Consider the following 13,348-nt stretch of genomic DNA (forward strand, 5'->3'; position numbering starts at 1 on the left):
TGCCCGTGGCCTCGCCTCCGGGCGGGCCCAGCCACCGAAAGTGACATGCCTGTGAGCAGCCACGCCCAGCAGTCCCATCTGCTCTTCGCCGACATCAAGGGGTTCAGCTCGCGCAGCGACCGCGAGCAGTTGCGCAGCCGGGAGGACCTCTACGCCGAACTGCGCTCGGCGTTCGGCGACGAACTGTGGGACCTGTGCCCGCACGAGGACCGCGGCGACGGTGTGCTGATCGTCATGCCGCCGGCCCTGCCGGTGGAGACCCTGTTCACCACTGTGCTTCCGCGGCTGGAGCACGCGCTGGGTTCCCGGCGGCGCAGCGACCCGCTGCTGCGGCTGCGGATCGCCGTGCACGCCGGCGCGGTGCACCGCGACAGCCACGGCTTCGCCGGGAACGCGGTCAACTACGTCTTCCGGCTGTGCGACGGGGAGCCGTTGCGGCAGGCGCTGGACGGGGCCACGAGCGACACCGCACTGCTGGTGTCCGAGGCGGTCCACGACTCGGCGGTGCGCGCGGGGCTTCCGGGCGTGGAACCCACGACGTTCCACGCCGTCGCCTTCCAGGTCAAGGAGACCCGTGTCAGGGGCTGGCTCCACGTGGCCGGGGACAACGCCTGCGCGATGCGGATCGCGCGGGAGTCGGCGGCCGCGACAAACGAGGAGCGCGCCGAGGACCGGCGCGGCGGGGTGTCCGTCAACGCGGGCCGCAACGTGCACATGAACGGCGCGGTCGTGGCGGCGGGCGACGCCCACGTGAGCCTGCCGTCCGAACCGCGTTCCCGCTGGTGGCGCGGCGGCCGGTAAAGCCCCGGACCGGCCGGGCCCGGAGCGCGCACGGCAAGAACCGCCAGACCAGCAGGACCAGCAGGGCTGGTCCAGCAACAGGAAAAACGACAACGGAACGGAGACAAGGAATGACCCACCATGTCCTGGCCGCACGGCGTATCGCGGTGGCCGTGGCGGCCGTCGGGCTGTTCATGCTGACCGCCACCGCGTGCGCCACGGGGCCGACGTCCAAGAAGGAGGTCTGCGACCAGTACGACTCCCTGAGCGAGCGGATGGGGATCGGGCGCGTGTTCGGCAACCCGGTGTTCTCGGCCGCGGGCGACCTCGCGGACGTGGCCGACCGCTACGAGGGCCCGGAGGACCTGTCCTCCGACGCGAAGCAACTGCAGAGCATCTCGGACTCCGACTCCACCAACGGCCTGGAGCTGAGCAACGCCACCACGAACATCGCCACGCTCTGCGGCCACCCGCTCGGGATGGGCACGTCCTTCCCGTGACCGGTCACGGACCGGCCGGTGAGACGCGAGGACCGGCAAGGCGGGCACCGTGCCGCTGCCGGAAGAGATCGAACAACGACGACGAGGACGGGGAATCGGTTGAGTGTCGACAAGGTACTGATGGGGGCGGGCACCGCCCTGTTCGTGGTCATGGCCGCGATGCTGAAGGTGGGCACGACCGACCTCGGTCTGTTCATCACCTACGGGGTGCTCGCCATGGTCGGCGCCGGCACCGCGGCCGCGGGCAGGAAGATGCGCGACCAGAGCCGCGGCCGGTGAACGGGACGTCGCCCGGCGAGCCGGGAGGGATCCCCGGGCCGCTGCTCGGCGTCCTGGCGCTGGCAGCACTGATCGCTCTGGCCGTCCTGTGGGGGAAACTCACGGCCTACACCCGGGCGAAGGCCAAGCAGCACGTGTTCGCCCGGCGCGACCACCGCGACGGACAGCGACTGGTCGCCGAGGAGGTGCACTTCACCGTCGCGGCCGGCGTGCCGGAGATCCAGCAGGCGGTCCTGTCGTCCGTACGACTCGCTCCGGGGTGCCCGGCCCTGCTGGCCGACGCCTACGTCCTGGAGACGACGGACACCGAGATCGTCGTTGCGTACGGCAGCGCCCTGTCCCGCCGCAACTTCACCGCGTCCCTCGCACTGCGCCCGGCCGGAGCCGCCGGCACGGACGCGGTCTGGGGCATCCGCACCTGGACCCTGTCGGACGGTGTCACCGACGGCGTGAGCGTCATGCGCCGCCTGCGGGAGGACGTCGAGATGGCCCTGCGCGCCCTCGACCCGGCCCTCCACCACACCATCCACCACCGGCACGCCCGGACGCAGTCCGGAACCTGACGCGGACCCGGACTCGCCGGGCTCTTCCGGCGCCGCCGACCGGGCCGGCTGCGCCCCGTGGACCCCGCCCGATAATCCCGGCGGGGTCCCGCACCCTGTCCATAGAATCCCGCCCCGATGAAGAGACGCGTGCAGTTCACCGAGCAGGTCGTGCGATTCCGTGACTACATGCCGGCCGAGGACCGGGAGAAGTTCCTCCGGCTCGTCGACAGGATCGCCGCCGACCCGGAGGACGCCGACACCCATCTCGCCTACACCAGCGACACCGTGACACGCGCGGCCTGGGAAGACCGGGTGATGGTCCACTACGTCGTGACGACGTTCTTCGTGGTCTTCATCGAGGTGGACATCTACGACGCGTCTCGCGGCTTCAACGAAATATGAACGAACACAGGCACCAACGCCCCGCGCCACGCACGGCTTGCTTCCGCTCCGAGAGCCTCACCTGGCACGCACAGGGCACGGTGCCGCAAGGCCCCTGCTCCCGGGTGATCACCGTGCCACATGCTGTCCGGCATGCCGTTGACCTCCGTCAGACCTCACTCTCCAACCCGACTGTGGCGATACGGACGGCTGTTGGCCGGACCGGCATCGCGCCGGCCGTCGAGCCGTCCGGGTGTTGCACCGGAGCGCGCCGCCCGCGGCGGGGACGGGGCATCCCTGTGTAACCCCCCACATTGACGGACGATAGGCACTGGATATCAGTCATGCTGTATGCGACGCCGTCCCTCCCGGCATTCGATGCGCGCGTGCTCGAAGAGATCGCCTCCATGCGCCGCGACCTGCGGCACGTCGTCCAGCAGCCTGAAGGGGACGGCCGCCCTCAGACGGTCGCTGACCGCATCGGCCATCGCAGCGTCCAACACCATCGAGGGCTACCCGGCAACGGGCGTATGTCACGCAGCCTGCGGACTCTCCTCATCGCCCGCCAGGGGGTGCTGGCCCCGGAGTTCTCCTCCGTCGAGGAATGGCTGGGAATGCCCGGTCACACCTGGGAGTACTACCAGGTGCTGCGCGAGGTGGGAGAACCCGTCTACTCTCCCGACCGCGACACCCTGCCCTGGGTCCGCTTCAACCTGCGCGCCTACCACGAGCAGTCCCAGCGCGTGCGGCACCGCGTCAAGCGCTCCACCGACGTCTGGCTCGCACTCGCCGAGCACACCGAACGCCTCCACCTCGCCGAACGGCAACTCACCGCCCTGCACGAAGTCGCCATGACCGGCCGGGTGCGCCGATTCCGCTACGTGAAAGCCGAAGCCCTGAGCAACCAGCAAGCCGTTCGCGACATCCAAACCCTCACCCGCACCGGCCTGTTGCCCCCCGTCGGCAACACCAAAGCCCGCCATTGCACCGTCGGCCCCGCCTTCCCCTCCGACGTCTTGGCAGCCGCCCAGCGCCGCCACACCATCACCAACCCCTACCAGGACGCAGGACAGCAACGCCCACCTCAACCCCGCCCACCACTCCGGCGCCCGCCCGCCTCGAGCCTCATGCCCCGGGCTCTGCCCACAACTAGGCGTCCGCGACCTGATGACCGCTCGTCCGCCCCGACAAGCTCGCAGGGCTGCATCGGTCGCGGAGAGCATCGCACGGCCCGAACAAGCCAGGAGGGCCGACGAGGGCTGACGCACCAGCAGCAGAAGTCGCACAACCACTCACGTTGAACTGCTGACGCAGGACGCTGGCGTCGTTCCGGTCAGAGTGTCCTCGCGTGCAGCACGTGTCTTGCCCTCCGGGACCGGGGGAAGGACTCTGCTACCTAGCACGACATCGTGTGGACGTCGGCCATGGTGAATCCCGTAAGCCAGCACTTGGGTGGGTGTCAGCTCAGTACGCTCGCTTCAGGCAGGCTGCGCGGTGCCATCAAGCACTGTGTGGGGAAGCTGTGTGCCGCCCGCCATCGACGGCATGCGTCTCACGAACGTCGTTCTCAGGGGCGTGCTGCTCGGGCGCGGGGGCTCACAAGGGGGGCGAGGGCTGTGACGATGTCAGAGAACCCGATGTTTCTTCGGCAGCGGCTGCGGGATCGGCTCAAGAAGGCCCGCGAAGCGGCCGGCCTGACGCAGCAGCAGGTCGCCGACGGTTTCAGTTGGTCGCCCTCGAAGGTCATCCGTATCGAGAACGGGAGGATCGGCGTCAGCGTCACCGACGCGATGGCGATGGCGGACGCCTACGGGCTGTCCCCCGAGGAACGGCAGGCGATCACTGCGCTGGCCCGGGCCGCTCGCCAGTTGCCGTGGTTCGCGCCCTACCGGGGCGTGATGACGCCGGAGCTGGAGGCCTACATCGCGTATGAGGAGTCCGCGCGGATCGTGCGGGCCTTCGAGCGCAACGCCATGCCGGGGCTGATGCAGACGGAAGAGTACGCCCGGGCGCTGCTGCAGACGATCGAGGGTGACCGTTCCGAGGAGACCGAGCGACGTGTCGAGTTGCGGATCCGCCGCCAGCAGATCTTGTCGGTCCAGGAGGCGCAGTTCTTCTTCATCCTGGATGAGTCGGTGCTGCGCCGCACCATCGGCGGCCGGGAGGTCATGCGGCAGCAGTGCGAAACCCTGCTCCGCATCAGCGAGTTACCGAATGTGATGGTCTATTACGTCCCGTTCAGCGCCGGCGCCTATCCCCTGTTCCGCACTCCGTACCAGGTATTCACCTTCGACGACAGCGATCTGGTGGCCTACCTGGAGACCACTGACGGCGAAGCGCTTTTGAATGAACGCTCACCGGGCCCGAACCGGAGAGGTATGGGCCCGGCCGACTACCTAGATGCTTTCCTCGAGGTGGAGCGTGGGGGATTCGCCAGGCCAATTTCTGAAGAAGTGCTCCTCGGCCAGGACAGCAACTAACGGTCGAAGTGCGTCAGATTTCGGTAATCGAATCTTCCGCTCGCAGCGATGCCGTGAAGCTCGTCCATGCAGTCGCACCGAAACCCAGTTGAGGCATGCGGTGGTCCTTCGAATCGCGCACGCTCAACCTCTCCCTCAAGGAGACCTCGACACAGGCACCCGACTCGCTGTGGGAACTCTTAACCCAGACGCCATTACTGTGGAGCACGTTTATCCCTTTTTCCGAGGAGCGACGGGGGTCATTATGGCGATCAGCCCGTCGCGGTGTGGCAACGTCAGCAAAACGACACCGGAGTGTCGCCCGAATGTTGGCGTGAGCACTGCACGCCCGAGACAAGATGTACGGGGGGTGCACGGCTGGACACGAGATGTGAGGCCGCTTTCCTGTGCGGGAGACTCGAATGAAGTCTCAGGCGCACAGCGCCCCGCGCGCGCCTGCGTGCGCGTTGGCGCTTCACGTTGGTTGGTCGGTGCGCCGGGTGGGCAGCATGGTGAAGCGTGCTCCCGGCGGGACCCCTTGCCAGCCGACCGAAGTGATCCCGTCCAAAATCCGCGAAGCAGGTCGGCAGGTGACCGACCGCAGCCACCAAGAATGCTTCAGCAGGAAACTCCATGCGCCGGTTTGCCACATGGCAGATTGGGGGACAACCTCCACAAGAACGGTCGCCGCACCGTCGGCCCTCATGGGTGGTGCGGAAGGGCGAGAGAAGCACTGGTGGAACTCCCTGTGGCAGCAGGCCGCCAAAAACCAAATAATCTGTTATGGCCCCGCATGCGTGCATGCGGGGCCATACGTGCATATGTAGCACACTTCGCGGCCCGCGATGAACAGCCCGCTCGAACGCCCGACCTATTCAACGAACACCCGTGCCCGGAGAGGCCCTCCGCAAGGTACGCAGCGTAGACCGGAATGGATTCATTCGCAGGCGGAAGGGAAATTAAAAGAGTGAGCCGGCTGCCACCGGTGCTTCTCACTCCTCGGGAGGAAAACTCCTGTTTTCCTCCCCGACCGCCCGGAGACCTTCATGAGCCAGTCTTCGCCTCCCGAGCCCCCTCCCACAACCTCCGACCTTGCTGCCCGTGAACCCGAGCGCCCCTCGTGGCCGCTGACGGCCCTGGCACTGATCATCGTCATCAGTGCCCTCACCTCCGCGGTCCTCACCATGGTCCTGGTAACCGATCACGCCGCTGCGGCCACCACCGCCGGACTCATCGGCACCACCGGAATCACCACGGCGGCCACCCTGCTGCGCCGCGCCTGAACCACCCGCGCCCGGGCCAAGCATCTCCCGGCGGGCTCGGGCGCCGGTGCGCTCCACGATCTAGCCGACGCATTTCATGGTTGCCTCATCCGCAACAGCGTTGGCCCCACGGGGCAGTGGCCTGGCGAAACGGACTTCACTGGCGGCTCGTCTCGGCGGCAATTCCGTTCTGGGTGGGTGTGGTTGACGCCAGCAGGCAGGACAGTGCGTTCTCGGGCGGGGTGACCAACGACTGGTTCACCTTGGCCTCGGCAGGCAGGCAGGCAGAGGGCACCATCGCGCGAACTTCGCCGACGCCCAGCCGGCACCGGCGTCCTCAACGGTCGGATTGGAAGTGTCGGAAGCGGGGCATCCGCGCGAAGAGTGGAACAGGTGACCGGCCTGCCGATGACGGCGCCAGGTCATCCCATGAGGCTCCGCGGCATCCCCCCGCCGCAGAGCCTCAGCACCGGCGGTCCTTGCGGCACATGGCACGAGAGGCTCCCCCACCTCGCCCCAACCGCAAGGGCCGCCGCCATAAGGTTCCGGAGCCGCCCCTGGAGCGACCTTGCCCGAAGGCCTGAGGGTGGTGGTGAGTTGTTCGAGGACTCGGTGTCCGTGAAGCGGCCCGCCTGACGCAGCAGTAGATCGTCGAAGGGGTCAGTGGATCGCCCTCGAAGGCTGTCCGTATCGAGAATGCAACGATCGTCGCCACTTGCGTGCTGGTGGGTGACGGCCGCTCGTGGGCTGTTGCCTGGCGCGTGGTAGGAGATCGCTGCGCCGGCCCGGGATCGCTCATGCCACCGGCGGGCGGGAGGAATCCTGAGCACAGGTGGGATGGCGGTCAGGGGGCCGTCGTTTGATCCGAAGGAAAGATCTTTGTGGGTTCCAGCAGGATGCGGGCGGTGGGCTCAGGTGGTGTTCGCGTCAATGTCGGTCGGGCTCCGCGCTGTTGGCGCCAGCCGGCCTGGGCCGCTACCACCGCCACGTAGGGGATGACGACTCCGCCCACCAGGGCCGAGACGGCCAGGATTCGCCAGCGGTCCCAGGTCAGGGCCATCGCGAGCACGCAGAGGGTGCGCACCACCATCGCTGTGACATAACGCCGTTGACGGGCGCGTACGTCTTCGGACAGGCCTGTGCGTGCGCTCGTGATGCTCTGCGGTCCGGATGCGGTGCGGGCTGGTGCGGTTCGGGTCATGAGACCTCCGTCGGCGTGCGGCGGCAGCGGCGCGGGTGACCCGGGGGGTCGGTCACCCGCGCCGCCTCACTGGGCCGTTGGCCGGGTCAGTGCAGTTCCGCCTCTGCGTCCGGGGCCTCGACGGGCGTGCCGTTGGCGGGGGTGGTGTGGTGGTTCAGGGCCTGGTGCATCTGCTGCGGTGTCGGCTTGGCGATCTGGTCGCCGTACAGCCAGCGCTGCAGCCGGTGGCGCAGCAGCTGCTTGCGCAGGTCGGGGTTGGGCACTCCCCCGCGTGCGGCGGGGGGAGCAGGCAGGGCCTGCTGGGGCTCGCGGGAGAGCAGGGTGTATTCGCTGTCGCGGTCGAGGCGTTCGTGGACCTCGACGAACTCGCCGTGCGGCAGCCGGCGGATGCGTCCGGTCTCGCGGCCGTGCAGGAGTTTGTCGCGGTCGCGCAGTTGCAGGCCGAGACAGATCCGCTTGGTGACAATGTAGGTCACCACCGGGACGACGAAGATGCCGGCCCGGACGACATAGGTGATCTGGTTGACCGACAGGTGGAAGAACTCGGCCAGGACGTCGTTGGCGCCGCCGAAGAACAGCACCAGGTACAGGGCGATGAAGGCGCAGCCGAAGGCGGTGCGGGCGGGCTGTTCGCGCGGGCGGTCCAGCAGGTGGTGTTCGCGCCGGTCGCCGGTGACCCAGGCCTCGATGAACGGCCAGGCGCCCATCAGCAGGAGCATGATCGTGGGCAGGATGACGGCGGGGACGATGACGCCGAGGTTGACGGTGTGGCCGGCGGCGGAGACTTCCCACGGCGGCATGGCCCGCAGGGCGCCTTCGAGGAAGCCCATGTACCAGTCGGGCTGGGAGCCTTGGGAGATTTGGTCGGGGCGGTAGGGGCCGTAGGTCCACACGGGGTTGATCTGGGCGATGGCGGCCATCGCGGCGAGGACGCCGAAGACCATGAAGAAGAAGCCGCCGGCCTTGGCCGTGTAGACGGGCACCAGGGGCTGGCCGACGACGTTCTTCTCGGAGCGGCCGGCTCCGCGGAACTGGGTGTGCTTGTGGTAGAAGACCAGGATCAGGTGGACGGTGACCAGAGCCACCAGCACGCCCGGGATCAGCAGGATGTGGATGCTGTAGAAGCGGGAGACGATGTCGGTGCCGGGGTATTCGCCGCCGAACAGGTACATCTGCAGGTAGGTGCCGACCAGGGGGATGGCGAGGGTGACGCCCTCGGCGATGCGCAGGCCGGTGCCGGAGAGCAGGTCGTCGGGCAGTGAGTAGCCGACGAAGCCTTCCAGGATGGCCAGGATCAGGGTCACGTAGCCGATCAGCCAGTTCATCTCGCGCGGCTTGCGGAAGGAGCCGGTGAAGAAGTGCCGCAGGGTGTGCGCGCTCAGCGCGGCGACCATGGTCAGGGCCGACCAGTGGTGCAGCTGGCGGATGAACAGGCCGCCGCGGACCTCGAAGCTGATCTTGACGGTGGAGGCGTAGGCGTCCGACATCCGTACGCCCTGCAGCGGGGCGTAGGGGCCGTGGTAGATGGTCTCGGTCATGTCCGGCTTGAAGAACAGAGTGAGCCAGACGCCGGTGATGAGCAGGATGATGAAACTGTAGAGGGCGATCTCGCCGAACATGAACGACCAGTGTTCGGGAAAGACCTTGCGGGTCAGCTTGCCCCATTTGTAGAGCGCGAGCCGGCCGTCCATCCAGTCGGCTATGCGCTCGCCCTGCGACGCCTTGTCGCGTGCCGTCGGTGACGCTTTCTCGGTGGTGCTCATCGCCGCGCGCTCTCCCCTCGCGTGCCCGGAAGCAGCTGGAACGGTATCGACGTGGGGCACGGCCGGACAACCGCGTTCGAGTCGGAGTCCGGTCTGAACTCGAGTGTTTCTCGAGCGAGTTGCGAGTCGTTTTCGAGCGCCCCGGCGCATTTCATGGGTAACAACCCTTTTCCTCGGGCCGAATTAATAGTGAGCGACCGCTTTTTGTGTCTCAAGTCGCCTGGCATGGAGGCTTGTTGCTCCATTCTTTTCATGCCTGGCAGAGTAATGCCCGGCATTTAGCGGCCCGTAAGGGGAGGTGCCGTTCGGCGCGGAAGGGCGGGCGCCGGGCCGGGGCGCCCGCCGGGGCCGGTGCCGGATGTGGTCGGGGCGGCGGGCTGGTGCCGGGGATCGGCGCCGGTGGTGGCGGGCTGGGGCGTGGGGGTGCGCGGGGTGCGGAGCTTGCCGCGCAGTCCGCGGGCCGGTAGCGCGGCGGGCGGGGCCGGGGCCCTCTGGAGGCGTTCGAGCAGAACGGTGGCGGCGCGGGGGTCTGTGGTCGCGGCCGTGGCCAGGCGGGCGGCGTGGCGCCGGCCGAGGCGGGCGCGCAGCCCCGTGGCCGCGTCCTGGTCGTGCAGGGCCCAGCTCGCGCTGCGTGCGGCCGACTGCCAGGCGGGGGCCAGGCGGTGGGCCAGGGCCCGGCGCAGCCGGTGGCCGACCCCGACGGCGGTGCCGTGGGCGGTCAGCAGCTGGTCCAGGACGAGGGCGCTGTGCACGGCGAGGGTCATGCCGTGTCCGTGCGCGGGGTCCAGGCAGACGTAGGCGTCGCCGATGACGAGGAACTGATCGGGCCAGCGGCGCAGCCGCTCGTAGTGGCGCCAGCGGTTCTCCACCTGGTGGCAGGCGTAGACGGGGCCGAGGGGGGTGGCGGCCCGGAGGGTGTCGTGCAGCAGGGAGTCGCGCAGGGTGCCCGCGGCGCGCAGCAGTTCGTCATGCCCGGTGGGCGGTGGCGTGCCGTCGCCGGCGGACAGGGTCACGCTCCAGCGGCCGCCCTCGATGGGGTGGAGCATGCCCTGGCGCCCATCGCCGGGCGCCGGCATGATCAGCAGGCTGTTCCAGTCGGCGATGTGTCCCACGGGCGGGGCCAGGACGGTGGAGGCGTAGGTGGTGCGGGTGCCGGACACCGTCTCCCAGGGCGGCTGGTAGCCCAGTTCGGCCAGCCAGCGAGGAGCGTGCGAGCCGCGCCCGGAGGCGTCCACCACGAAGTCGGCGGGGATCAGGCGCGGCGACGCGGCCACCTTCTGGTATGCCGTGCGGGGGCGGGTCCAGACGCCGACGACGGTGTCCTGCGCTCCGGGCTCCAGCGACAGGACGTCGTGCTCATGGAGGAAGGACACCTTCGCATCCGCCCGCAGCCGGTCGCGGACCACGGCGTCGATCAGGTCGCGGCCGGCGCTCAGTAAGGACAGGTCGCTGTCGAAGCGGGCCAGCCAGCCGCCGGGGCCGAGCACCAGCATGTCCTTGGACATCCGTACGTGGACCGCCCCGGCGTCGGTCAAGTCGCGGCCGATGCCGGGGAAAAGCTCTTCCAAACCCTGCAGGGCGGCGGTGGCCAGGGTGTGCGTGTGCCGTGCCTGGGGCAGGTGGCGGCGCCGGCCGGGGCCGCGGGGCAGGCGGTCGCGCTCGATGACGGTGACCCGGTCCATGAGGTTGGCCAGAGCCCGCGCCGCGGTGAGCCCGGCCAGACCGGAGCCGATCACCACGGCGTGGCCGTGGCCCCCGCCCCGGCGCCGTGCCGCCTCGTCCACGCTCATCTGGCCTGCCTCTCGGTGAGTGGTGGGTGCATCATGCGGCGCACGGTCAGGGGCGGGGCAGGGGCTTTCCGCGCCGGCGGTGGGGCACCGGGTGTGCGGCTCCTGCCATGAACCGGGCCGGGGACCGGCCGGGCTACGCCGTAGCGGGCCGCAACGGGCCTGGTGAGGGCGGACGAACGGCGTCGGCGTGCGGGGCCGGAGGCGGTCACGGGTGGGGGGCCGGCCGGAGGCCGGGCCTCGAGTGAGCGTCCAGGGGCCTGCGATGGGGGGTCAGGCGGGAATCGAGCGTCCGCTCGACACGGTGAGACATCCCGCGAGCCGGCCCGGGCCGGTCGTGCGCTGCGTCGAGCTCAGTGACGGTTCGGGCAAGCCTCTCCCGGCTCCGGCTCCGGACGACGGTGGCGTGCCGACAGACATGACCGCAGCCACAGCGGTCGCGGGCGGGTGCTAGGCGCGGACCGTCTTCAACGCGCGGGCCCAGGACTCCAGTTGGTCGAAGAGGACGGGCACGGACTCCTCGTGCTGCTCCCCCGGCTTGAACACCGACCAGTGCTCGAAGTCGGTGAACATCGAGAACGACAGCTGCTGGCGGACGTGGGCCATCTGCAGCTCGCTGGCGATCCCCCGCAGGTGCTCGATGGCACGCGCGCCGCCGAGGGTGCCGTAGGAGACGAAGGCCGCGGCCTTGTTGTGCCACTCCACGCACAGGTAGTCCAGGGCGTTCTTCAGCGCGGCGGGCACCGAGTGGTTGTACTCGGGGGTGACGAAGACGTAGCCGTCGTAGGCGGCTATCGTCCGGGCCCAGGCCGTGCTGTGGTCGTTCTGGTACTGGCCGCGGGCGCGGGCCGGCGGGACGGGCTCGTCCAGGAGCGGCAGCGGATGGTCGGCGAGGTCGATCAGTTCGTACTCGGCGCTGGTGCGGGCGCCGGCGCGGGCCATGACCCAGTCGGCGACGGGCTTGCCGTTGCGGCCGGGGCGGGTGCTGCCGAGGATGACGGCGATCTTCAGGTCGCTCACGGGGTGCTCCTTGAGGGTGGGGGCGGGGACGGTCATCCGTTGCGGGAGGCGGTGGCGGCCTCGTCCTTGTTGTCGTAGAAGCCGTCCTCGTGGATGGGCTGGACCTCCACCGGGCGGCCGTTGGCCTTCAGCCACTCCTCGCGCAGGCGGGCAGCCTCGTCGTCGGCCTGCGCGGCCGGCACCAGACGGCCGTCGGGGGTCAGGCGCACCGGCTTGTCGCCGGCCGGACGCCAGTCGAACCGGGCGGCGATCTTGAACAGGTCCTCCTGGGTCAGCGGGCCCCCGTTGTCCTTCTCGGCCTGCAGCGCGGTGGGGTGGTAGTTCTCGTAGCCGCCGGGCATGTGCAGGGTCAAAAAGTGCGCGCCCTCACCGGGCGGGGTGGCCCAGGTGTGGCGGGTGCCGCTGGTGATGTGGGCCATGGAGCTCGGGCCGAGTTCGACGACCTCGTCGTCGAGCTGCACGATGAGCTTGCCGGAGACGACGAAGTAGGTCTCCGTGGACTCCGCGTGGGTGTGCAGCGGGGGCCCGGACCAGGCGGGTCCCTGATGGGTCTCCACCAGTGACGCCGCTCCGTCGGTCATCGTGGTCGACAGGACGATCTCGAAGCCGCGGCGGCCCTCGGGCCGGTCTCCGGGGTGGACGATGTGCGTCATGGAGTCCTCTCTCGGTTCGCATGGCACGGTGTCCTCGATCTAACCGGCGGGCCAGGTGTCCGAGTGCGGGGGCGCGGGCGCAGTTGAACAGCGCCGGATGCCACTACCGTCCGCGCGCGGCCGGGCCCGGGAACCCGCCGGGTGCGGGCGGCCCGGGGCGCGGGGGCGGGGTGCCGGCGCCGGGCGGCGGGGTGTGGCCGAGGCGCCGGCGGTGGGGGTCGGGGAGGCGGGCACGCCGGGTCCTGAGCAGGTGTCAGGTGTGCATCCGGTGCGGGTCCGGTGGGAATGAGGCGGGGCGCGGGGCGTGCTGCGGTGGTTCTCGAGCGGATCTGCGGTGATCCTCGGCCGGGGCGCCGGAAGGTGGCGGGGACGGCTGTCGCCGCGACGACTGGAGGAGGTTGGCCGTGTGGAAGCTGCTGCGCCCACGCCGTGTGCTGCGTGAGATCTACCGGGTCCTGGTGGTGTACGGCACCCTCCACACCGGTCCCGAGCCCGGTGCGACGGTGGGCGCCCTGCGGCATGCCACCCCAACGCGGCCGATCGGCCCGCTGACCGGCCCGGCCGCGGGCCACCCCGAGCGGCTGTGCACGGAGGTGCCGCTGACGGCGCAGGAGCTCGAGCTGGCAAGGGAGTTGGGGCCGCGCTGAGGCAGGAACGGTACCGAGGCGGGGAGTTGGGTCGTACCGGGGCGGTACGGCCGTGCTCCGTGGGGTCCTGC

15 protein-coding genes are annotated in these 13,348 nt (G+C 69.7%); 9 read left to right on the top strand and 6 right to left on the bottom strand.

Annotated elements, in window-relative coordinates:
- Positions 1 to 45: 45 nt before the first annotated feature.
- From LN251_RS27730 to LN251_RS27760, 7 genes are all read left to right on the top strand, one after another.
- Complete coding sequence (locus LN251_RS27730) at positions 46 to 801, top strand: adenylate/guanylate cyclase (protein WP_458246914.1); 756 nt, start codon at positions 46 to 48, stop codon at positions 799 to 801.
- A 110-nt stretch (positions 802 to 911) separates the two neighbouring features.
- Positions 912 to 1,280 (top strand): molybdenum ABC transporter substrate-binding protein, encoded by a 369-nt coding sequence (locus LN251_RS27735; RefSeq protein WP_458246915.1) that lies wholly within the window; start codon positions 912 to 914, stop codon positions 1,278 to 1,280.
- 99 nt (positions 1,281 to 1,379) lie between these two features.
- A complete protein-coding gene (locus LN251_RS27740) occupies positions 1,380 to 1,559 on the top strand; it encodes a hypothetical protein (protein WP_458246916.1) in 180 nt (59 codons plus the stop codon).
- The gene (locus tag LN251_RS27745; protein WP_458246917.1) at positions 1,556 to 2,122 is read left to right on the top strand and encodes a hypothetical protein; all 567 of its coding nucleotides are present in this window, start codon (positions 1,556 to 1,558) and stop codon (positions 2,120 to 2,122) included. The genes LN251_RS27740 and LN251_RS27745 overlap by 4 nt, the downstream gene beginning before the upstream one ends.
- A 117-nt stretch (positions 2,123 to 2,239) precedes the next feature.
- Complete coding sequence (locus LN251_RS27750; protein ID WP_458246918.1) at positions 2,240 to 2,506, top strand: hypothetical protein; 267 nt, start codon at positions 2,240 to 2,242, stop codon at positions 2,504 to 2,506.
- Positions 2,507 to 2,829: 323 nt separating this feature from the next.
- Entirely contained in the window at positions 2,830 to 3,786 is a 957-nt protein-coding gene (locus tag LN251_RS27755; RefSeq protein ID WP_458246919.1) for a hypothetical protein, read from the top strand.
- 321 nt (positions 3,787 to 4,107) lie between these two features.
- Positions 4,108 to 4,965, top strand: coding sequence for a helix-turn-helix domain-containing protein (locus LN251_RS27760; protein WP_458246985.1), 858 nt, complete (start codon positions 4,108 to 4,110; stop codon positions 4,963 to 4,965).
- 13 nt (positions 4,966 to 4,978) lie between these two features.
- Here the strand turns inward: LN251_RS27760 and LN251_RS27765 are convergent, their stop codons facing one another.
- The gene (locus LN251_RS27765; RefSeq protein ID WP_458246920.1) at positions 4,979 to 5,320 is read right to left on the bottom strand and encodes a DUF397 domain-containing protein; all 342 of its coding nucleotides are present in this window, start codon (positions 5,318 to 5,320) and stop codon (positions 4,979 to 4,981) included.
- 670 nt (positions 5,321 to 5,990) lie between these two features.
- Between LN251_RS27765 and LN251_RS27770 the strand changes: the two genes are divergently transcribed.
- On the top strand, positions 5,991 to 6,227 hold the full coding sequence (locus tag LN251_RS27770; protein ID WP_458246921.1) for a hypothetical protein: 237 nt from the start codon (positions 5,991 to 5,993) through the stop codon (positions 6,225 to 6,227).
- An 823-nt stretch (positions 6,228 to 7,050) separates the two neighbouring features.
- Here the strand turns inward: LN251_RS27770 and LN251_RS27775 are convergent.
- The 5 genes from LN251_RS27775 to LN251_RS27795 all read right to left on the bottom strand — a co-directional run bounded on the left by LN251_RS27775 (position 7,051) and on the right by LN251_RS27795 (position 12,630).
- Positions 7,051 to 7,407, bottom strand: coding sequence for a DUF3099 domain-containing protein (locus LN251_RS27775; protein WP_458246922.1), 357 nt, complete (start codon positions 7,405 to 7,407; stop codon positions 7,051 to 7,053).
- 86 nt (positions 7,408 to 7,493) lie between these two features.
- Positions 7,494 to 9,170: a cytochrome bc1 complex cytochrome b subunit gene (qcrB, locus tag LN251_RS27780; RefSeq protein WP_458246923.1), complete on the bottom strand. Its 1,677-nt coding sequence runs from the start codon at positions 9,168 to 9,170 to the stop codon at positions 7,494 to 7,496.
- Between the two features lie 278 nt (positions 9,171 to 9,448).
- Complete coding sequence (locus LN251_RS27785; protein WP_458246924.1) at positions 9,449 to 10,960, bottom strand: FAD-dependent oxidoreductase; 1,512 nt, start codon at positions 10,958 to 10,960, stop codon at positions 9,449 to 9,451.
- Between the two features lie 447 nt (positions 10,961 to 11,407).
- Positions 11,408 to 11,977 (bottom strand): NADPH-dependent FMN reductase, encoded by a 570-nt coding sequence (locus LN251_RS27790; RefSeq protein WP_458246925.1) that lies wholly within the window; start codon positions 11,975 to 11,977, stop codon positions 11,408 to 11,410.
- A 32-nt stretch (positions 11,978 to 12,009) separates the two neighbouring features.
- Positions 12,010 to 12,630 carry a cupin domain-containing protein gene (locus LN251_RS27795; protein WP_458246926.1) on the bottom strand — a complete coding sequence of 207 codons (621 nt, stop codon included), beginning with the start codon at positions 12,628 to 12,630 and terminating at the stop codon, positions 12,010 to 12,012.
- 404 nt (positions 12,631 to 13,034) lie between these two features.
- On the opposite strand from LN251_RS27795, the gene LN251_RS27800 reads away from it, so the two are divergent.
- On the top strand, positions 13,035 to 13,277 hold the full coding sequence (locus LN251_RS27800) for a DUF6059 family protein (protein WP_458246927.1): 243 nt from the start codon (positions 13,035 to 13,037) through the stop codon (positions 13,275 to 13,277).
- Positions 13,278 to 13,348: the final 71 nt, after the last annotated feature.

This window comes from Streptomyces sp. MAI_2237, assembly GCF_054189285.1.